Below are 20,740 nucleotides of genomic sequence, written 5' to 3'. Positions count from 1 at the left end.
GATGTCGGTCTGCCGGCGGGAACCGTGGTGTTCTCCGCGGACAACCACATCTCCCTAGCGGATGACATTTTCTACCAACGCTTTCCGGACGACCTCAAGGACAAGGCACCGCGGATCTGGTACGAGGACGGCGCCTACCAGGTCGGCCGCAAAGGACAGTCGTTCCTGCCCGGCGACTTCAGCGCGGTGCTGATGCAGTACGACGACCTGCCCGGGGCGGCGAGCACCAACATCGAGGCCCGCATCCAGGAACTGCATGACGACGGCGTCGACAAGGAATTGGCCTTCCCCAACGCGGTTTTGGCGTTGTTCCACTACCCGGACAAGAGCCTGCGCGAGCTGGCCTTCCGCATCTACAACGAATACATCGCCGACCTGCAGGAGCGCTCGGGCGGCCACTTCTACGGCGCCGGCCTGATCAATTGGTGGGACCCGCAGGGCACGCGCAAGACCCTGGAAGAGCTGAAGTCCCTGGGAATCAAGACCTTTCTGATGCCGTTGAATCCGGGCAAGGGCGACGACGGCAACCCGATCGACTACTCCAGCACTTCGATGAGGCCGGTTTGGGACGAGATCGAGGCCGCCGGTCTTCCGGTCACGCACCACATCGGAGAAACGCCGCCAAAGAGCCCGACCGAATTCAACAGCGTGGTCGTCGGGATGATGATCAACATCGACGGTTTCCGGGAGACGTTCTCCAAGTACATCTTCGGTGGCATCCTCGATGATCACCCGGGACTGCGGATCGGTTGGTTCGAGGGCGGCATCTCCTGGGTTCCCTGGGCGCTGCAGGACGCCGAACACCTGGTCGCCTCCTACCAGCACATGTTCAACCGCCCGTTGCAGCACGACGTGCGGTACTACTGGGACAACCACATGAGCGCATCGTTCATGGTCGACCCGCTGGGGCTGCAGTTGATCGACAAGATCGGTGTGGACAGGGTGATGTGGTCCAGCGATTACCCGCACAACGAAAGCACCTACGGCTATTCGGAGAAGTCGCTGGCCGCCGTCGTCGACGCCGTCGGCCCCGCGGACGCCGCGAAAATCGTGAGCGGCAACGTCACGAAGTTCCTGGGTCTGTAGGGGTGGCCTGATGACGACATTCGCGCAAGCGGGCGCGGGCACCAGCAGTCTGGTGATCCCCGAGACGCCCGACCTCGGCCGCATGCGACGGGAGACCGGGAAGCGGCTGCGCTCGGCGATGGCCGACCGCGGTGTCGACGCACTGATTCTGCTGGGCAACAGCGCGGTGGTCTATGCCACCGGCACCAGTTGGCCGCTGGGTGATGCGGGATTGTCCTATGTGGAGCGGCCGGTCGCCGTGGTGCTCGCCGGGGATGAGTGGCCGCACTTGTTCCTGCCGTTCCGCGAGGGCGCCTCGTCCGAGTCGGACCTACCCACCGACCACGTGCACGGGCCGGTGTACCTCGAATTCGACGAAGGCGTCCAGGATTTCGCGCGACTGATGGCCGACTTGATTCCGCCCCAAGCGGTGATCGCGGTCGACGAGTGCACCGGCGCCATGTCGCGCGCCGCCAAGTCGTTGTTCCCCTTTGGTGCGCCCGTCGACGCCGGGGCCATCGTCAGCGCCGCCAAGGTGGTGAAGACGCCGGACGAATTGTCGTGCATGCGCACCGCCATCCGGATCACCGACGAGGCGATGGTCGAGGTTCAGAAGCGGTTGGCCCCGGGGATCCGGCAGATCGACCTGTCGGCGAGCTTTCTGCGGCGGGCCTTCGAGTTGGGCGCCACGGCCAGCATGCTCGAACCGATCTGGCAGGTAATGCCGCCCAGCAAGGCCGAGGGCGTATGGACCACGCACGGCGACTTGGCGTTGCCGCTGCTGAGCACCGAACGTGAATTGGCCGAGGGTGACGTGCTGTGGACCGACGTCAGCATCACCTACCACGGTTACTGCTCGGACTTCGGGCGCACGTGGATCGTCGGAAAGGACCCGACCCCGCGCCAGCAGGCGCAGTTCGACCGATGGTTCCAGATCATGTCCGCCGTCCTGGGCGTCGCCAAGGCCGGCGCCACCGCGGCGGACCTGGGGCGGGCGGCCACCGAGGCCAACGGCGGAAGCAAGCCGTGGCTGCCGCACTTCTACCTGGGCCATGGCATCGGCGTGAACGCAGCCGAAATGCCGATGATTGGAACCGATCTCGGCCAGGAGTTCGACGAGAACTTCGTCCTGCGGTCCGGCATGGTGCTGGTCTTGGAGCCCGTGGTGTGGGAGGACGGCACCGGTGGCTACCGCAGCGAAGAGGTCTTGGTGATCACCGAGGAAGGCTGGATCCGATTGACCGACTATCCATACGACCCCTATGGCTCCCATGTCAGTTAAAGTTTGCCCTGACGACCGCGCGCTGCGCTCCGGTCGTCGCCGGCGTGTGCTGGACCAGATGGCGGCCCACGACCTCGACGTCCTGGTGCTCGGGCGCCAAGCCAACGTCCGCTACGTCACCGGCGCAGCGCAGTTGTGGGTCGCCGGAACCCGGCCGTTCGGACCGACGTGTGTGCTGGTGCGCGCGACCGGTGCGATCCACCTGCTCAGCACCTGGGACGAGGGCGTCCCCGACGACATTCCACACGAGAACCTGTACGGCATCTCGTGGAACCCGATGAACACGATGTCCGCGTTGCAGCGCATCGACGGTGCCGCCACCGCCCGGCGCGTCGGAACCGACGCGATATCACCCGTATTCGCGCAGCTGCTGCCGACGGCGTTCCCCAATGCGGAACTCGTCGACGGCGAACTGGCGATGCGCGCCGCGCGGCGCATCAAGACGGCCGAAGAAGTCGTCTCGTTGCGGGAGGCGATCGCCGTCGCCGAGTCGGGTCTGGCCGCGGCCGTGTCCGAACTGCGGCCCGGGGTCACCGAACAGGCGCTGACCGGTGTCCTGCTGGAGGCCGTGGCCGCGGGCGGGGTGAGCACCCCGTCGAACCAGGATGTCGCATGGGTGACCTCCCCCGATCACCCGTGGCGGCGGGCGAGCGGTGCCGGCCGCGTCAACGACGGTGACCTGGTGGCGTTCTCGGCCGGTGTGCTGGCCCGTGGGTACATCGGTGAGGTAGGCCGCACCTGGCCGGCGGGCACTGCCCGCGGCGCGGCGGGATTGTATCGACGCTGGGAAAGCTTGTGGGACAGGCTGCTGGCCGCATGCCAATCCGGAGCGCCGGCAAGCGAATTGCTGGGCGCCTACCAGGCCGCGGGGGAGGCGGCGCCGGCGATGCCGGTGGCCCGCGGGCTCGGCATGGGCTTCGACCCGCCCGTGATCTCCAAACACCTCCCCGCGACCGCGGCCGGGGAACGGTTGGAGGCGGGCATGGTGCTGGCCGTGACGGGCTACGTCTGGGAACAGGGAGTCGGCGCGGTCTTCGGCCGCGAGGCGGTGCTGATCGCCGCCGAAGGCCCCGAGGTGCTGACTTCCAGCCCGTCGTGGCGCGAATAGCCATGTCGGGCAAGCCCGGTCCCCCGGCCGAGGAGATCATCAGGTACCACAAGGACGCCGAGACCCGCATCGCCACCATCACGTTCGATCGGCCGGATCAGCTCAATGCGCCGACGATCGCCGGCCGGCTGCGCTACGCCGACCTGTTGCACCGAGCCTCCGTTGATGACGAGGTCAAGGTGCTGGTGGTTCGCGGGGCCGGCGATGACCTGGGCTCCGGTGCGGATCTCGTCGAGGAGATGGCGGCCCAGAATTCGGCGGACCCGAGTGACCGGCTGGCCGAGTACCGGATCGCCGACGACGAAGTCAGGTTTGCGCCCGAGGGTTCGTTTCGGCGTGGCGCCACCCTCGGCCAGTGGTACGCCAACTCGAACTCGGGCATACGCGGCCTGCAGGATTTCAAGAAGATCAGCATCCTCGAGGCCAAGGGCTACTGCTACGGCTGGCATTTCTATCAGGCGGCCGACGCGGATTTGGTGATCTCCAGCGACGACGCGCTCTTCGGGCATCCGTCGTTCCGGTATTACGGCTGGGGACCGCGGATGTGGTGGTGGGCGCAGACGATGGGTATCCGCAAGTTCCAGGAAATGGTCTTCACCGGAAGGGCTTTCACCGCCGCCGAGATGTACGACTGCAACTTTCTCAACAGTGTGGTCCCGCGGTCGGAACTCGAAGCGGAGGTCCAGCGGTACGCGCTGGCCTGCGCGCGCAATCGCCCCACCGACACGGTGTTCATGCAGAAGGTCTTCTTCGAGATCATGAAACAGTTCCAGGGGGAGTACATGGGCAGCATGCTCAGCGGCCTCCTCGAGTCGATGGGCGGCCTCGTCCGACCCGACGGCGACGACGACTTCACGCTGCGAGACGCCATCGACCGCGGGCTGGGCGGGGCGGTGAAAGACAACGACGCCAAGTTCCCCCCGGAATGGCGCCTGAGCAAGAAGGGCCGCAAGAACGGGGGCGCCAAGAAGCAGCCCGATCGAAAGCGGAAGCGGTAGTGGCGGATCCCACCGTCGAACCACCGCTGGCCGGCTATACCGTGGTCGATCTGTCCACCGGAATAGCGGGCGCCTACTGCACCAGGTTGCTTGCCGACGGCGGGGCGGAAGTCGTCAAAGTCGAGCCGCCACAGGGCGATCCACTGCGTTCCTGGTCCGCCTCCGGCGCCGCCATACCGCCCGGCGGCGACGGGGCGTTGTTCAGCTTTCTGGCCGGCGCGAAACGCAGCGTCGTCGCGGATCCCGGCGTCACCGACGATGTTGAGCTGGTCGACAGGCTCCTGGCGGCCGCGGATGCGGTGGTGTGGTCCGGCGGCTCGAACCTTGCGGAGCGCGTGGACTTCGCCCCCGCGGCGATCCACCGCCGCCATCGGCACCTCACCGTCATGTCGATCACGCCTTTCGGGCTCGAGGGGCCCTGGCACGACCGGGCGGCAACCGAATTCACGCTGCAGGCATGGTCCGGCGGCATCGTCGGCCTCGGACGTGGCGAGCCGGACCGCGCACCGGTGTTCGTGGGCGGTCAGGTCGGCGAGTATTTGGCCGGGGTCTATGCGAGCGCGGCGATGCTGGCGTCGCGATACGGCCGAATCGGCGGTGGCCCGGGCGAACTCCTGGACCTGTCGATGCTGGAAACCCAGATCTTGTCTCTGACCTATTATCCCGTCACCTATTTCGAGATGCTCGGCCGGCCATGGCGGGACGCGAGGCGACTCACCGTGCCGGGCGTGGCGCGCGCCAAGGACGGGCTGGTCGACGTCGGCTGCGGGACAGCGCAGCAGTGGTTCGACCTGTGCGCGATGATCGGTCGTCCGGAATGGATCGACGAAGACTTGGACCTGACGATCACCCAGCGGGCCAACCTGAATGCCGACGAGATCTACGCGTGGTTCGAAAGCCACACGGTGGACGAGATACGGGAACTCGCCTCGGCCTTCCGGATTCCCAACGCACCGGTCGCCAACGGCGCCAACATCGCCTCGCTCGATCAATTCCGCGAACGCGGTTCGTTCGTACGCAACCCGCGCGACCGGTTCGAGCAGCCGAGCCATCCCTATCGGATGACGCCCGCGCGGCTGCTCCCGCCCCAACCGGCGCCGCGCCTGGGCGAACACACGGCGGAATACCGGACCGCACACCTCGTGCCCCGCCCCGTGCGCAGCGGGTCCCCGGATCGGCTGCCGCTGAGTGGGATTCGCGTGCTGGACATGACGACGTTCTGGGCCGGCCCCTGTTGCACGCACTTCTTGGCGATGCTGGGCGCCGAGGTCATTCACGTCGAGTCCACCCGCCGTCCCGACGGGACCCGGCTGATCGCCGGCGTACCCGTCACCGAGAACCAGTGGTGGGAGAAGTCGCCGATCTTCGCCGCGCTGAACACCAACAAGAAGGACCTGACGCTGGACCTGCAGAGCACCCGCGGCCGGGAGCTACTGTGCCGGCTCGTCGCAACGTGCGACGCGGTAGTGGAAAACTTCACGCCCCGCGTGCTCGACCAGATGGGACTGAATTTCGCCGCGCTGCAAGCCATCAGGCCCGACGTGGTGATGGTGCGGATGCCGGGGTTCGGCTTGGACGGGCCATGGCGCGACAATCCGGCATTCGCCTATGTCATCGAAGCGGCGTCCGGCCTGACCTGGCTGACCGGATACGCCGACCGCACGCCCTACGACCCCTACTCGATCGGCGATCCCAACGCGGGCATGCACGCCGTGAATGCGCTGCTGCTGGCGCTCGAGCACCGGCGCCGCACCGGCCAAGGCGTCTTCGTCGAAGCGGCGATGGTCGACGCCGCGCTCAGCATCGCCGCCGAGCAGGTCGTCGAATACTCCGCGTACGGGGCGCTGTTGGAACGCGAGGGTAACCGGGGGCCGAAGGCGGCGCCCCAAAACCTCTACCGAAGCGCCGACATCGACGAGTTCGGCCTGCCTGACAGCTGGGTCGCGATAGCGGTGGGCACCGACGAGCAGTGGAAGGGCCTGTGCACCGCGATCGGATCGCCCGGGTGGGCAACGGATCCCAGGCTGGCCACCGCAAGCGGCCGGAAGGACCACCAGGACGCCATCGACCAACAGTTGGCCGCGTGGTGTGAGCGCCGCAGCGGCGAGCAGATCGTCGCCACTCTCTGGGACGCCGGCGTTCCGGTGGCCAAGGTCATGCAACCGCACCGCCAGACGGAACTGGACCAGCTGGCATTCCGCGGCTTCTTCGAGGAAGTCGACCACCCGGTGAACGGCCCGGCTAGGCTCAGCACCGTGCCGATGAGGTCGTCCGCCGGGCCGTCGAAGTTCCACACCCAGCACGCGCCGCTGCTGGGGCAGCACAACCATGAACTGCTGGCCGAGTTGGGGTTGAGCGACTCGGAGATCGCCGACCTGGAGGCCGGCGGCGTTATCGGCCGCGCGCCGGCGATGTGACGAAGATGGCGATCGATCCCTCGGACATCTTGCTCACCGGCCGCGTGGCGGTGGTCACCGGTGGGGGAGCGGGGATCGGCCGGGGCATCGCGGCAGGGCTTGCCGCCTTCGGTGCATCGGTCGCCATCTGGGAGCGTGACCCGCAGACTTGTGCCCGGGCCGCGGAATCCATTGGCGCCGTGGGCATCGTGGCCGATGTGCGTGACAGCGGCCAGGTCGACGACGCGCTGCGGCGCACGAACGCCGAACTCGGCACGCCGACGATCCTGGTCAACAACGCCGGCGGGGTGTTCTCGTCACCGCTGCTGGAAACCACCGAGAACGGTTGGGATGCGCTCTACCGGGCCAACCTGCGCCACGTGCTGCTCTGCACCCAGCGCGTCGCGAGGCAGATGGTATCGGCGGGTGGCGGCGGCAGCGTCATCTCGGTGACCTCGATCGAGGGCGTGCGCGCCGCGCCCGGCTATGCGGCCTACGCGGCGGCCAAGGCCGGCGTCATCAACTACACCCAGACGGCAGCGCTGGAGCTGGCGCCCCACGGCATCCGGGTCAACGCGATCGCGCCCGACATCACGCTCACCGAAGGACTGGCACAGCTCGGTGGCCAGGCGGCGCTGACCGGAATCGGCCACGTCGTGCCGCTGGGCCGCCCCGGGCATGTCGACGAAATCGCCAGCGTCGCAGTGTTTCTGGCTTCCGGCATGTCGGCCTACCTGACCGGGCAGACTCTGCACGTCGACGGCGGCACCCATGCCGCGAGCGGCTGGTATCACGACCCGAAAACGGGCGACTACCGGCTCGGCCCGTCCGGCTAGTGGGTCCACCCCTCGGCGGCCTGGTCTGAGAAGGCGCGGTCGATGCGCTCGAACCTGCGGCGGATCGACGCGCGGGCGGCCTCGTGCGGCAGCACGTACAGGCGATTGGCCAGGATCGCATCCGCCGTCAACCGGGCGACATCTTCCACGCCGACGCCCTCGTCCTGAGTCGGCAGCGTCCCGTCCGCCCCCTTCGGCGAAGACGTCAGCCCGTAGTCCGCACCGCGGATCCGTTCCGAGTTGGAGACCAGCTTGGTCTCAACGACCATCGGGCACAGCACCGACACGCCGATGCCGGCGTCCTTGACCTCGCGGGCGAGCGTCTCGGCCAGGCCGACCACACCGTATTTGGCGACACCGTACGTCCCGAGGCCGGCGTTGGGAACCAGGCCGGCGAAGGACGCGGTGAACGCGAGGTGTCCGCCCGTGCCCTGTTCGAGCAGCCTCGGCAGGAACGCCTCGACGGCGTGGATGTTGCCCCACAGGTCGATATCGATGACCCAGCGCCAGTCGTCGTGGGTCATCTGCGCGATCGGGCCCGCGACCACGATGCCGGCGTTGCTGAAGACGACGTCGACGCGGCCGAGCAGGCGGAAGGATTTCTTCGCGAGGTGAACCATCTCGTGGAGATGCCGGACGTCGCACACCACGCCGTGCGCGTCGAATCCCTGGGCGCGCAGGTGGTTTACCGCCTGTTCCAGGCCGGGCTGATCGACGTCGGACAGCACCACCCGGGCCCCGCGCCGGGCGAATTCGGTGGCCGTGGCCAGACCGATACCACTCGCACCGCCGGTGACGACCGTTCCGCGACCTTCAAATCCGTCCATGGGACGGAACTCTATTTCAAACAGCTACCCGCATCGATGGGCAGGGTCACGCCGGTGATGTAGCGGGATTCGTCGGAGGCGAAGAACAGCACGGCATTGCTGATGTCGATCGGCTCCACCCACGGGATCGGCAGGGTGTGGAACATCTGGCAGATCGGTGCCATGTCGTCGGGACCCGGATTCTCCAGATCCGGGCGGAACATCTTGAAGGTGCCCTCGTTGTGCAGCATCGGCGTCTTGACGTGGGTCGGGTGCACCGAGTTGACCCGAATCATGTGCTGCCCCAATTCGACTCCGAACGCGCGCATCAACCCGACGACACCGTGCTTGGCGGCGACGTAGTGACCGGTGTGGGGGTAGGCCTTCAGCCCGCCGACGGAGCTGGTCAGGATGATGGAGCCGCCCCTGCCGCCCGACAGGAGATGCGGCACACCGGCTTTCACCGTTTTCCACACCCCGGCCAGGTTGATGTCGATCATCTCGGTCCAGTCTTCTTCGCTGGTCTTGTCCAGAGTGTCGCCGCCGTTGCCGATTCCGGCGTTGGCCACGATGATGTCCAGCCGACCGAGCTGCTCGACACCGCTGTCCACCGCGGCTTTGAGCGCGTCGAAGTCGCGCACGTCGACCTCGGCGGTGACGATCCTGCGGTTGTGGCCCTTGACCAGGTCGGCCGTCTCGGCAAGATCCTCGGGCGTCGAGGCCGGGATCGCGGTGTCCGTGACGCCCTCGCGGATGGGCTTGCAGATGTCGATGGCGATGATGTCGGCGCCCTCTTGCGCCAACCGCACCGCGTGGCTACGACCCTGACCGCGCGCGGCCCCGGTGACGAAAGCGACCTTGCCCTCAACACGTCCGGTCATGGCTACCTCAACTCCTGACTAGTGATCGCACGACTCAGCGAAGGGGCCGCGCCCCCGGGTCTCGCCGCCTTTTGCACTCTGTCACCACCCCGTCATGGGTGTCAACGGCGAATCCGTTTTGGCTATTCGTGATTCTAGATTTTAGAGAATCCGATTCTCGTCAGCAAATGGCGTGCGGTATTTGCACCCCTCGGGAAGGGGTTGGGGCGGCGCAGCTAGCCGACGAAGCCGCGCGAGCAGAAATCCCATACCTCTTCGCTGGTGATGGGATGGATGGTCGCGTCGTCGGAGCCGCCGCTGGATTGCGCGATGAACATGACCGTCTGCATGGTCATCGCGGCCATGCGCTTCGCATTCACGCCCTTGCGCAGCTTGCCCGCGTCGTAGGCCGCTTCCATCAGTTCGGTCAGCAAAGCCAGCAGCGGCGCGTGCGCCACCTTGACCTCGGCGGGATGCGTGACCAGCAACCGGGGCGCGAAGTCGGTGAACAGCGGTCGCTTGGCCGTCGGATCCGGACGCGAAGCCTCATACAGGAGCTGGACCGCGACCTTCAGTCGCTCCAGGGGATCGGTCTGGCTTTCCGTGGCGGCGCGAATCTGGTCGGCGGACCGGCTCAGGGCGTCCTCGAACAGCGCCAGCAGCAGCTCGTGCTTGCCGTCGAATTGCAGGTAGAAGCTGCGCAACGACTGACGGGACCGGTCGACGACCTCCTGCACGGTGAAGTCCGTGGAGCCCTTCTCGATGATGATGGCCTGCGCCGCGTCGAGGAAGCGCTGAACGCGCTGCGCGGCCCGCAGTTTCGCCGTCTTGATGGACCTCTCGACGGCGCGCTGCTTCCAGGCCGGCTCCTCGCTCGGACTGGTCACGGCCGGCTCAGCTGATTGCCGCGAGGGGAGAACATGATTGGACTCTACCGGAGAACGCCGTGACATCGCTGCGCTCGACCCCCTCACGGATCATGTGTCGGAGATTGTAACTTTCTCGCCACGAGAATACTATTCTCTTAGACGTGTGTATGGAAGCGTAATCATAAGAGCGAACCGCGCCGTCGGCGGAAATCGTGATCTACCGACGCGGGGAAGTGCTCACGACCGTTGCGGGGAGTCGCGTGCAGCTGACCTTTGACGCCGACGTGGAGGCGTTCCGCTCCGAATTCATTGCCTTCCTTGACTCGCATTTGCCCTCCGAGGCGGAGGCGTTCGAGCGGCCCCGCTCCAGCTCGCACGTGCCGGAATGGGCCCGGCGCTGGCAACGGCTGCTGTTCGACAGCGGGTGGCTGCTGCCTGGCAATCCGCCCGAGTTCGGCGGGCGCAACGCCACACTGCTGCAGCAATACGTGTATCTGGAGGAGCTGGGGCGGCGGCGCATCTATCAAAGCTTCAATCCGCAAGGTGTGGGCATCATTGCGGCCTCGTTGTTGACCTTCGGCACGCCCGAACAAAAGCGCGACTGGGCCGTGCCGATTCTGCGGGCCGAGATCACCGCGGCGCTGGGGATGAGTGAACCCGGTGCGGGCTCGGACCTCGCGTCGCTGAAAACGCGCGCCGTGCTTGACGGTGACCACTTCGTCGTCAACGGGCAGAAGGTGTGGACATCGGGCGCCCACGACGCCGACGTGCTGCTGGCCTTCGTGCGCACCGATCCAAAGGCGCCCAAGCACAAGGGTATTAGCGTGTTGCTGATCCCGACCGATACGCCGGGTGTGGTGCGTCGTCCGTTCGCGTCGATGTGTGACAGCGATGAAGTCGACTTCAATGAGGTGTTCTTCACCGACGCGCGGGTGCCGGCCGAGAACCTGGTGGGCGAACTCAACGGGGGATGGCGGGTGGCCACCGGTTCCCTGGGGCACGAACGCGTCATGCTGTGGATGGGATACGTCGACCTGTTGCACGAATTGAGCATCGATTTCACTCCGTCGGGTCCGCTGCAGCGGGATCGCTACGCGACCCTGGTGATGGATGCCTACGCGTTGCGGCTACTGGGATCGGCGGCGTTGTCGCGGGCCGCGCGAGGCGAAGAGGATGTGCCCGCCCAGTCGGTACTCAAGCTGCTGGGTTCCGAAGCCCTGCAACGGGCGTCCGAGGACGCGCTCAACGCCGCGCACGCGGACGGGCTCGTGTACCGCGCGGTGACCGCCCCGTTTGCCGCCCTGAACCTCGACAGCCATTACCGCAGCTGGTTCGACCGGTACGCGCGCACCTTCGCCGCGACGATCGCCGGCGGTACCTCGGAAATCCAGCGGAACATCATCGCCGAGCGCGTGCTCGGTTTGCCGCGGAACTAGCGGGCGTCCAGCCAGGCATAGTACCCGATCGCGACCAGCCCGGCCGCGATCGAGACTGCCCCTAACGCCATGCCCGCCAACGCGGTTCGGGGATTGTTCGCTTCTCCCCGCTGCACTCTCCTGCGCGCGGCATCGCCCGTTATCACCGCAGCTATGCCGAAGGGGACCCCGATCAGCATCCAGCACGTGATGAGCGCGACCAGGCCCACCAGCAACGAAGCGACGCCCAGCTCGTTCCGGGGTGGCTCGGGCTGACTCATCGCGTCCCATCCTCTTGGTAACCAGACGAAGTCTAGCGACAGCGAGGTGTCGCTGCACCGGATTGTCGGGAGAGAGGGCCTGGGTCCGCTACAGCTCTGCAAGCCGCGGCGCAAAGCCCTTGTCCACCAGGGATTTTCCGGCCTCGCGAGTCAGCTCGCGCGCGTTGCCCAGCAGCCCGTCCAGGAGCAGCGACCGTTTGACGTGGTGGTGCAGCGGGTGCTCGGCGGTGAAGCCGATCCCGCCGAGCACCTGCTGGCAATGGCGGGCGGTGGTCAGCGCGGCCTGGCCCGCGGCCGCCTTGGCCAGCAGGGATGCCAGGCCGTCGTCCGACTGCGCGGCGACGTGCAGCGTCGCTTCGGCGCCCTCGATAGCGACGAGTGTCTCGGCCAGCCGGTGCCGGATGGCTTGGAAGGAGCTGATGTGCCGGCCGAACTGAACGCGGTCCAGGGCATGCTGGCGGCCCAGTGTCAGCATGGCCCGGCTGGCGCCTACCAACCACCAGCCCAACGCCCGCCGCCCCGCATCCAGCGCGGCGGGCGCCAATGAATCCCCTTGCGGCACACGGCGTATCGGCAGGGACTCGTCGATCGCCGAACCGGTGCCCTCGCCGCGCTCCCAGATCACCCACGAGCCGCCGGCGAACGGTAGCGGCAGGGTGTCTCCCGGCGCGGCGCCGGCCTCGTGTGACACCACGTCGTTGAGCACCGGGGCGTGCGCGCCCGTCTCGCCGAGCAACCGGAACACCAAAGGGACTGCGACATCCGGCATCTCGTCCAGCATGTCGCGCCAGCCGAGGTCGGTCAGCGCCGCATCGAGCTTGGCCCCGGACGCCGCCGTCATCGTTGTCCGCAGCGAACCTTCGAGCAGGCGCAGCGACTCGGGATCCGTCGTGGTGTCCACGGTTCACTCCTTCCCGAGGTCGAGCAACCGGCGGGCGATGATATTGCGCTGGATCTCGGCGGTCCCGCCGTAGATGGTCGCAGCCCGTGAATACAGGTATTCCGGGCGCCACGGCGTGTCGTCGAGTTCGAGCGTTCCGGGCAGCAGGTCGCGGACGGTGTCATAGAGCCGTTGCTCTGCGCCGGCGAGCAGCACCTTGTCGATGGACGTGTCCGGACCCAGTCGTGCCCCGTCGCGCAGTCGGTGCTGGGTGTCGCGGGATCGGCAGCGCAGCGTGTGCAGCGCGAGATAGGCCGCGCCAAGCGCGGATTCGTTCGCCTCGCCGAGGTCGGACGCCTGCGCGATGAGTTCGTCGAAGCGGGAGTACAGGTAGGCGATTCGCTGCCAGAAGCAGGTGGACCGCTCATACGGCAGCAGGTCCATGGCGAGGCGCCAGCCGTCTCCCGGCCGGCCGAGCATCCGGCTTGCCGGGATCACCACGTCGTCGTAGTAGACCTCGCAGAATTCGTCGACGCCGTGCATCGTCCGCAGCGGCCGGATGGTGATGCCTGGGGTGTCGAGGTCGACGAAGAAGGCGGTGATCCCGTCGTGGCCGGCCGCGGTGCGGGTGAGCAGGACGCAGCGTGACGAGAACTGCGCGAAGCTGGTCCACACCTTCTGCCCGTTGACGATCCAGTTGTCGCCCTGCCGGGTCGCCCGCGTGGTCAGCGAGGCCAGGTCACTGCCCGAACCTGGCTCGGAAAAGCCTTGACACCATTGCTCTTCGCCGCTCAGCAGCCGCGGCACCATTTCGGCGGCAAGCTCCGCCGGGGCGTAGTCGATCATCGTGGGCGCGAGCACCTCGAGCATCGAATAGGGGCCGGGTTCGGCGAGGCGGCGACCAACCACCTCCTCGCCCACGATCGCGCGCAGCACCGCGGGACCGCCCAATCCGCCGACCTCGGTGGGCCAGCCGTAGCGCATCCAATCGGCGTCGTAGAGCGCGCGGCTGACCCGGGCGAACTGCCGCATGTGGCCCTGCAGCGAGTGATCGGGCCCGGGGGTCAGGTCATTGTCGTCGAGCCACGAGCGCAAACCCGCCCGGAACTCCTCGACGTTCACGGCGTGGGACGGCCGACGGCGTGCGGGCGCCCGGAGTCGTGCACGCCGCTGCGGCGAATGAACGTCATGGCACGGGTTTTGAGCCGCCACCCGTCCGGGGTGCGGGCGTAGGTGTCGCGGTAGTAGCCGATCCGCATGTCGTGGGTGGCGTGATCGATGAAGCACAACGGCTGGGTGCCGCTTGCCGAGTCGCCGTCGAGGTTTTCGATCAGGGCGGTTCCGGTGAGGAACAAGCCCTTTGGGGCCGCGGCCACCAACTCGGGAAACCTGTCCAGCTTGTAGGTCGAGCCGAACGCGCTGTAGGTGCCGTCCGGGGTGAAGACGCCGACGAGCCCGTCGATGTCTTCCTGGGTGATCGTGACCGCGTAGCGGGCCAGCAGCTGCTGAATCTCGACCAGGTCGTCAGTTCTGCTTGGTTGACTTGTCGACATAGACCTTGCCGCCTTTCATGACAAAGCTCACGTTCTGGGTAACGGTGATGTCTTCCAGCGGATTTCCCGGCACCGCGATGATGTCGGCGAGCTGGCCCGCGGCGAGCCGGCCCCGGTCGGTCGAGTTGATCAGCTCGGCCGCGGTCACCGTGGCCGCCCGCAACACGGCCAGCGGCGGCAGCCCCCAATTGACCAGGGTGACAAGCTCGTCGGCGTTGCGCCCGTGCGGGATGGCTGGGGCGTCGGTGCCCACCGCGATCTTCACGCCGGCTTCATACGCCGCCAGTATGGAGGTCCGCGCCTTCGGGAACATCTCGGCCGCCTTGGCCTGCAACTCCGGCGGAGCGTGCGAGACGTCCATGGCGTTGCCATCGGCCAGGCGACGGGTGCTCACCAGGAAGGTGCCGTGCTCGACCAGGGATGCGATCGCGTCGTCGTCGATCAAGAAGCCGTGCTCGATGCAGTCGATGCCGGCCTCGATGGCGTGCTTGACCGCCTCGGCGCCGTGCGTGTGCGCGGCGACACGCAGCCCGCGCCGGTGCGCCTCGTCGACGATCGCGCGCAGCTCCTCATCCGAATAGTGTTGCGCGCCAGGCGGACCGGTCAGCGACATCACCCCGCCCGAGCAGCAGACCTTGATCAGCTCGGCGCCGTGTTTGATCTGGTAGCGCACCGCCTTACGGATCTCGTCGATACCGTTGGCGATGCCCTCTTCGACGGTCAGCTCCAGCGCATGTGGTGCGAACGCCGCGAACATCGTCGGGTCCAGGTGGCCGCCGGTGGGCGTGATGGCATGCCCGGCCGGCACCACGCGCGGACCGTCGATCCAGCCGGCATCGATGGCCTTGGCCAGCGCGACGTCCAACAGGTAGCCGCCGGTCTTGACGAACAGGCCGAGGTTACGCACGGTGGTGAATCCGGCGCGCAGCGTGCGCCGCGCATTGCCGACCGCCCGCAACACCCGTGTCGGCGGGTCATCCTGAACCTGGGACAGGCCGGGCTTTTCGCCCCGGCCGCCCATCAACAGGTTGATCTCCATGTCCATCAGCCCCGGCAGCAGGATCTGGTTGCCGAGATCGACGATCTCACCCTCGGGCGGGCCCCCGACGTCGACGATCCGGCCGTCCTCGATCTGGACGATGCCGGGGGACAAGATCTCGCCGGCGTCGACGTCGAGCAGTCCGGCGGCCTTCAGCGTCAACACCGGCTAGATCACCGGTTCCCGGACGCACTCCACCCAGGCCGCGCCGCTGTCAGGCACCCTCGGCTGTTTCCACGCCTCGATCGGAAACGACACCATGACCAGCGACTGCATGATGTGCATGAGACTCTTCGCGTCCTCGGGCAGATCGTCGAGTGGGTATTTGTCACAGTAGGCGATCACGTCGTTGAGGCGCGGAAAGGCCGCGTCGTAGAACGCCTGCATCTCGGCCATCGTCGAGCCCAGCCGCTTGGCGTAGCGCTCGGGTTCGGTGGCCAGGTCCCAGTCCGCGAAGGGCTGGAGGTCGGCGAATTCAGCAGGCAGCGACGTGGCCATTGTTCTGATACTCCTTCACGTAGTCGCCGGTCGTCTTGTGCAGATGACGGATCAAAACCTCCTGGTCGCACAGCAGGAACTCCGTGACGGCCCGCGTGCCGATCATGGTCTGGGTAGCTTCCAGCGTGTTGGCGTCCTGCAGCGCGTACTCCTTGAACGTCACAGCGGCCAACTCCTGGGCCAGGCGTTCCCGCGCATTGCGCGGCGGGACGAAGTACAGCGTGCACTCGAAGGTGTGCTTGTCAACGGCGGTGGGCCAGTAGTGGTAGGTCAAAAACCAGCCCGGCTCCCAGATCAGCAGCATGAAATTCGGGTAGAAGAGGAACGAGTCGATGCCCCACTGCGGCACCCTCTTCACGTTGACACCCGGCGGCAGTTCCAGTTTCTCGATGATCTCCGGCTTGTCCCACGGACCGAACAAACCGCTGCGCAGCACCTGGTCCATGGGCTTCACCATGGACATGTCCGGGGGCGGCGCCTGTCCGCCCCAGGTCGACTGCAGGCTGTGCGGGCCGGCCAACTCGTAGTGCAGCGCCTCGTATCCGAACTTCTGGATCTTGGCGGCTTCCTCCTTGGTGTACTGCCCCTGGTGCAGGATCGGCGCGTGATAGAACTCGACGAACGCGTCGATGAACAGCTTCCAGTTGCTGCCGACCTCGGCGCGGTAGGAGTAGGTCTCCGTCATCTCGCCGAAGGGATAGCCCTCGACGCCCTTGGCCAGCGGCCCGAGGTAGTCAACGAGCGGCGCCGCGTTGTTGTCGAAGTTGATGAAAATGAAGCCTTCCCACACCTCGCATCGGACCGGTGCCAGGCCGAAGTTGCCCTTGTCCAGGTTGAAGAATTCGTCTTCTTGTTGGACGAAGGTCAGGTCGCCGTCGAGGCTGTAGCGCCAGGCGTGGTACTTGCAGGTGAACTGCCGGCAGGTCCCGGAGGTCTCCTCGTTCGGAAAGTCGTTCCACACCAACTTGTTTCCGCGGTGGCGGCAGACGTTGTGATACGCCTTGACTGACCCGTCCTTGGTCTTGACGATGATCACCGACGTGCCCTTGCCCGCCGACGGCAGTTCTCGGGTGAAGTAGCTGCCGGCACGGGGCAGTCGTTCGACGCGGCCGACGTTGAGCCAGGTCCTCCTGAAGACGGCGTCGCGCTCGGCCTCGAAGAAGGCCGGATCGATCGAGTCGGTGTAATCGACAGGCGCCGTGCCGAGTTCGGGGTAGTTTTCTGTCCAGCTGCCTGCGGCTGGCTTTGGGAAGTGGGGCACCTTTCTACCTCTCTTAGTGGTCCTGATCGGCGTTCTCGAGCTGTATGCCAAAAGTGTTGAAGGCCATGGCCAGCAGGGCATAGCAGCCGACCGTGAAGACGAAATCCATCCGCTGCTGGTCGTCGAGGCGCTCGCCGAGCGCGGCCCAGGTCTCGTCGGACAACCGCGATTTGTCGTCGAGTTCGTCGACGGCGGCGATCACCGCGCGATCAAACTCGTCCATGTGGCCGGCGTCCTCGCCGGCATCGCCCAGTACCGCGGCGATCTCGTCGTCGGTGATTCCCTCGCCCTTCGCCATGCCGACGTGGTGAGACCACTCGTAGGCGCATTCGCGACGATGCGCGACCCGCAGGATGGCCAGTTCACGGATGCGCGCCGGCAGCGTGGACGTGGTCAAGAGGTGAACGTTGAACCGGAGAAACGCCTTGGCCAGCGCCGGGTGGTGGGCGAGGGTGCCGAGCGCGTTGTTGGCCTCCGGGTCACGCATTGCCGAGAGAGCCCTGTGGGTAGCCTCGTCCCACTGATCAGCCGGCAGCGGCGGCAACCGCATCCGTGCGCTCCTCTCGCCATCCTCCCGGCCACCTCTCGGCCAAGGAGAATCATATTCTCATTTATAACCAATAGAGTTGCACGAATCGCGCGGCCGGTCAATGCCGACGGGCGGGGGCAGGCCCGGTCGCGGCTTCGCGCGGACACCCGCGAACCAAAAGGCCTCCTTCCAGCAAGAACGTCGGCGGTGAGGACGGAGTCCGTCGCAACGCGGGCGTTCACCTCAGCGCAGCCTCGCTCCCGGGCGGGCACTGCACGGGCTCGTTCCGCCTCTGCTCAGGCGATGAACACCGGCGGCGGCGTCCGCTGGATGTTGATTCTCGCTTGGCGAGAAGATAGTTTTCATTTTAGTGATCTTGGCACGGGACAGCGATTCGCCGAGGCTGCGCGGGAGCGGAATCGGATAGACGGACCCGATGGAAGGGCAAGGCTATGAACAAAGAAGACATGATCCTGATCAGCGTCGACGACCACACCGTCGAGCCGCCGGACATGTTCAAGAACCACTTGCCGAAGAAGTACCAGGACGACGCGCCGCGGCTGGTGCACAACTCCGACGGGTCGGACATGTGGAAGTTCCGCGACACCGTCATCCCCAACGTCGCACTCAACGCGGTCGCCGGACGGCCCAAGGAGGAGTACGGCCTCGAGCCACAGGGCCTCGATGAGATCCGGCCGGGTTGCTACAACGTCGACGAACGCGTCAAGGACATGAACGCCGGCGGCATCCTGGCCTCGATCTGTTTCCCCTCCTTTCCGGGCTTCGCCGCTCGGCTGTTCGCTACCGAGGATCACGACTTCTCGATAGCGCTGGTGCAGGCCTACAACGACTGGCACATCGACGAGTGGTGCGGCGCCTACCCGGCCCGGTTCATCCCGATGGCGATCCCGGTGATCTGGGACGCCGAGGCGTGCGCCGCCGAGGTGCGGCGGGTGGCGAAGAAGGGCGTGCACGCGCTGACGTTCACCGAAAACCCGGCCGCGATGGGATACCCCAGCTTCCACAACGAGTACTGGAATCCGTTGTGGAAGGCGTTGTGCGACACCAACACCGTGATGAACGTGCACATCGGATCCTCGGGTCGGCTGGCCATCACCGCGCCCGACGCGCCGATGGACGTGATGATCACGCTGCAGCCGATGAATATCGTGCAGGCCGCGGCCGATCTGCTGTGGTCACGGCCCATCAAGGAATATCCGGACCTCAAGATCGCCCTGTCCGAGGGCGGCACGGGCTGGATTCCCTACTTCCTGGAGCGCGCGGACCGCACCTACGAGATGCACTCGACGTGGACGCACCAGAACTTCGGCGACAAGCTGCCGTCCGACGTGTTCCGCGACCACTTCCTGACCTGTTTCATCAGTGACAAGGTCGGCGTGGCGCTGCGCAACATGATCGGCATCGACAACATCTGCTGGGAGGCCGACTACCCGCACAGCGACTCGATGTGGCCGGGCGCGCCAGAGGAACTCTGGGATGTCTTGTCGATCAACAACGTTCCCGACGACGAGATCAAGAAGATGACCCACGAGAACGCGATGCGCTGGTACTCGTTCGACCCGTTCACCCACATCACCCCGGAGCAGGCGACAGTGGGCGCGCTGCGCAAGGCCGCCGAGGGCCACGACGTGTCCATCCGGGCGCTCAGCCATCACAAGGACACCAGGGCGGGTTCGTCGTTCGCGGACTTCGCGGCCAACGCGAAGGCGCTCACCGGCAACAAGGACTAACTGGCGCCACCGGCTCGGGCCGGGTGCGCTGCGTCGAGATTGTGCGCACGGTCGCGGCTTTCGGCATTTCACGACCCCCACGGCAATCTCGCCGCCAGCATGAAGAGGAGATCCAGCAGTGCCCGGCGCCGGAATGAACTTTGAGCTGACTGAGGACCAGGAACTGATCCGCCGATCGGTCGCCGAGTTGGCGGGCAAGTTCGACGACCAGTACTGGATGGAAAAAGACCAGGCGCACGAATTTCCGACCGAGTTCTATAACGCCATCGCGCAGGGCGGCTGGTTGGGCATGACGATTCCGCCCGAGTACGGGGGTCACGGCCTCGGGATCACCGAAGCCACCATCCTGCTCGAGGAGGTCGCAAAATCCGGCGGCGCCATGAACGCCGCCAGCTCGATTCACCTGTCCATCTTCGGCATGCAACCGGTGGTCGTGCACGGCTCCGACGACCTCAAGGCGCGCACGCTACCAAAGGTGGCGACCGGCGAAGTGCACGTGTGCTTCGGCGTGACCGAACCCGGTGCCGGGCTCGACACGTCGCGCATCACCACCTTCGCCAAACGCGACGGCGACCGCTACATCGTCAACGGCCGCAAGGTGTGGATCTCCAAAGCCATGGAGTCCCAGAAGATCCTGCTGCTCACCCGCACCCAAAGCTACGAGGAAGTCACCAAGAAGACCGACGGGATGACCTTGTTCATCACCGACCTCGACCGCAGCCGCGTCGACGTCCGCCCCATCCGCAAGATGGGCCGCAACGCCGTCAGCTCCAACGAATTGTTCATCGACAATCTCGAGGTGCCGGTCGAGGACCGAATCGGCGAGGAGGGCAAGGGCTTTCAGTACATCCTGGACGGGCTGAACCCGGAGCGGATGCTTATCGCCGCCGAGGCGCTCGGCATCGGCCGGGTGGCGCTGGACAAGGCGGTGAAGTACGGCAACGAGCGCGAGGTCTTCGGCCGGCCGATCGGCATGAACCAGGGCCTGCAGTTCCCGCTCGCCGACTCGCTGGCACGCCTCGACGCCGCCGAGCTGATGTTGCGCAAAGCCACCTGGCTCTACGACAAGGGCAAACCCTGCGGCCGCGAGGCCAATACCGCGAAGTACCTGTGCGCCGACGCCGGTTTCACCGCCGCGGACCGGGCGTTGCAGACCCACGGCGGAATGGGTTATGCGGAGGAGTACCACATCACGCGCTACTTCCGCGAGGCCCGGCTGATGAAGATCGCGCCGGTCAGCCAGGAGATGATCCTGAACTTCCTGGGGGCCAACGTCCTGAAATTGCCGAGGAGCTATTGATGCCCGGCACACC

The 20,740-nt window shown here is 66.4% G+C and carries 20 protein-coding genes; 9 read left to right on the top strand and 11 right to left on the bottom strand.

The window, feature by feature from the left end:
• The first annotated feature begins 24 nt into the window (after positions 1-24).
• Genes KXD96_RS26005 through KXD96_RS25980 form a run of 6 tightly spaced genes read left to right on the top strand, consistent with a single transcriptional unit; the run spans position 25 to position 7,685 of the window.
• Positions 25-1,086, top strand: a complete 1,062-nt coding sequence (locus KXD96_RS26005) for an amidohydrolase family protein (protein WP_260745557.1) — start codon at positions 25-27, stop codon at positions 1,084-1,086.
• A 10-nt stretch (positions 1,087-1,096) separates the two neighbouring features.
• Entirely contained in the window at positions 1,097-2,347 is a 1,251-nt protein-coding gene (locus KXD96_RS26000) for a Xaa-Pro peptidase family protein (RefSeq protein ID WP_260741688.1), read from the top strand.
• Complete coding sequence (locus KXD96_RS25995; protein ID WP_260741686.1) at positions 2,337-3,455, top strand: Xaa-Pro peptidase family protein; 1,119 nt, start codon at positions 2,337-2,339, stop codon at positions 3,453-3,455. Before KXD96_RS26000 ends, KXD96_RS25995 begins: the two co-directional genes overlap by 11 nt.
• A 2-nt stretch (positions 3,456-3,457) precedes the next feature.
• Complete coding sequence (locus KXD96_RS25990) at positions 3,458-4,453, top strand: enoyl-CoA hydratase/isomerase family protein (protein WP_260741683.1); 996 nt, start codon at positions 3,458-3,460, stop codon at positions 4,451-4,453.
• Complete coding sequence (locus tag KXD96_RS25985; RefSeq protein WP_260741680.1) at positions 4,453-6,870, top strand: CaiB/BaiF CoA-transferase family protein; 2,418 nt, start codon at positions 4,453-4,455, stop codon at positions 6,868-6,870. The genes KXD96_RS25990 and KXD96_RS25985 overlap by 1 nt, the downstream gene beginning before the upstream one ends.
• 5 nt (positions 6,871-6,875) lie before the next feature.
• On the top strand, positions 6,876-7,685 hold the full coding sequence (locus KXD96_RS25980; RefSeq protein WP_260741678.1) for an SDR family NAD(P)-dependent oxidoreductase: 810 nt from the start codon (positions 6,876-6,878) through the stop codon (positions 7,683-7,685).
• Here KXD96_RS25980 and KXD96_RS25975 read toward each other — a convergent pair.
• The 3 genes from KXD96_RS25975 to KXD96_RS25965 form a co-directional block, all read right to left on the bottom strand.
• On the bottom strand, positions 7,682-8,512 hold the full coding sequence (locus tag KXD96_RS25975; protein ID WP_260741677.1) for an SDR family NAD(P)-dependent oxidoreductase: 831 nt from the start codon (positions 8,510-8,512) through the stop codon (positions 7,682-7,684). The genes KXD96_RS25980 and KXD96_RS25975 overlap by 4 nt on opposite strands.
• A gap of 11 nt (positions 8,513-8,523) precedes the next feature.
• A complete protein-coding gene (locus KXD96_RS25970) occupies positions 8,524-9,372 on the bottom strand; it encodes a mycofactocin-coupled SDR family oxidoreductase (RefSeq protein WP_260741672.1) in 849 nt (282 codons plus the stop codon).
• A 215-nt stretch (positions 9,373-9,587) separates the two neighbouring features.
• A complete protein-coding gene (locus KXD96_RS25965; RefSeq protein WP_260741666.1) occupies positions 9,588-10,238 on the bottom strand; it encodes a TetR/AcrR family transcriptional regulator in 651 nt (216 codons plus the stop codon).
• 242 nt (positions 10,239-10,480) lie between these two features.
• Between KXD96_RS25965 and KXD96_RS25960 the strand changes: the two genes are divergently transcribed.
• Positions 10,481-11,656 carry an acyl-CoA dehydrogenase family protein gene (locus KXD96_RS25960; protein WP_260741663.1) on the top strand — a complete coding sequence of 392 codons (1,176 nt, stop codon included), beginning with the start codon at positions 10,481-10,483 and terminating at the stop codon, positions 11,654-11,656.
• On the opposite strand, the gene KXD96_RS25955 is transcribed toward KXD96_RS25960, so the two are convergent.
• The 8 genes from KXD96_RS25955 to KXD96_RS25920 form a co-directional block, all read right to left on the bottom strand.
• Entirely contained in the window at positions 11,653-11,916 is a 264-nt protein-coding gene (locus KXD96_RS25955; protein WP_260741662.1) for a DUF4190 domain-containing protein, read from the bottom strand. The two genes, KXD96_RS25960 and KXD96_RS25955, sit on opposite strands and share 4 nt — an antisense overlap.
• A gap of 88 nt (positions 11,917-12,004) precedes the next feature.
• Complete coding sequence (locus tag KXD96_RS25950) at positions 12,005-12,757, bottom strand: acyl-CoA dehydrogenase family protein (protein ID WP_260745556.1); 753 nt, start codon at positions 12,755-12,757, stop codon at positions 12,005-12,007.
• A 63-nt stretch (positions 12,758-12,820) separates the two neighbouring features.
• Positions 12,821-13,918 carry an acyl-CoA dehydrogenase family protein gene (locus tag KXD96_RS25945; protein ID WP_260741658.1) on the bottom strand — a complete coding sequence of 366 codons (1,098 nt, stop codon included), beginning with the start codon at positions 13,916-13,918 and terminating at the stop codon, positions 12,821-12,823.
• Complete coding sequence (locus KXD96_RS25940) at positions 13,915-14,349, bottom strand: nuclear transport factor 2 family protein (RefSeq protein ID WP_260741653.1); 435 nt, start codon at positions 14,347-14,349, stop codon at positions 13,915-13,917. The genes KXD96_RS25945 and KXD96_RS25940 overlap by 4 nt, the downstream gene beginning before the upstream one ends.
• Positions 14,321-15,553: an amidohydrolase family protein gene (locus tag KXD96_RS25935; protein ID WP_260741651.1), complete on the bottom strand. Its 1,233-nt coding sequence runs from the start codon at positions 15,551-15,553 to the stop codon at positions 14,321-14,323. Before KXD96_RS25935 ends, KXD96_RS25940 begins: the two co-directional genes overlap by 29 nt.
• A 3-nt stretch (positions 15,554-15,556) precedes the next feature.
• Positions 15,557-15,886 (bottom strand): hypothetical protein, encoded by a 330-nt coding sequence (locus tag KXD96_RS25930; protein WP_260741647.1) that lies wholly within the window; start codon positions 15,884-15,886, stop codon positions 15,557-15,559.
• Positions 15,864-17,147 (bottom strand): aromatic ring-hydroxylating dioxygenase subunit alpha, encoded by a 1,284-nt coding sequence (locus KXD96_RS25925; RefSeq protein ID WP_260741644.1) that lies wholly within the window; start codon positions 17,145-17,147, stop codon positions 15,864-15,866. Before KXD96_RS25925 ends, KXD96_RS25930 begins: the two co-directional genes overlap by 23 nt.
• A gap of 13 nt (positions 17,148-17,160) precedes the next feature.
• A complete protein-coding gene (locus tag KXD96_RS25920) occupies positions 17,161-17,697 on the bottom strand; it encodes a carboxymuconolactone decarboxylase family protein (RefSeq protein WP_260741642.1) in 537 nt (178 codons plus the stop codon).
• Positions 17,698-18,128: 431 nt separating this feature from the next.
• On the opposite strand from KXD96_RS25920, the gene KXD96_RS25915 reads away from it, so the two are divergent.
• Positions 18,129-19,427, top strand: coding sequence for an amidohydrolase family protein (locus KXD96_RS25915; RefSeq protein WP_260741638.1), 1,299 nt, complete (start codon positions 18,129-18,131; stop codon positions 19,425-19,427).
• Positions 19,428-19,560: 133 nt separating this feature from the next.
• Positions 19,561-20,727 (top strand): acyl-CoA dehydrogenase family protein, encoded by a 1,167-nt coding sequence (locus KXD96_RS25910; RefSeq protein WP_260745555.1) that lies wholly within the window; start codon positions 19,561-19,563, stop codon positions 20,725-20,727.
• The last annotated feature ends 13 nt before the right edge of the window (positions 20,728-20,740 follow it).

Source organism: Mycobacterium sp. SMC-2 (genome assembly GCF_025263485.1).
Lineage (GTDB): Bacteria > Actinomycetota > Actinomycetes > Mycobacteriales > Mycobacteriaceae > Mycobacterium.
The sequence above is the reverse complement of the archived record's forward strand: the minus strand, read 5'-3'. Positions and strand labels throughout refer to the sequence as shown.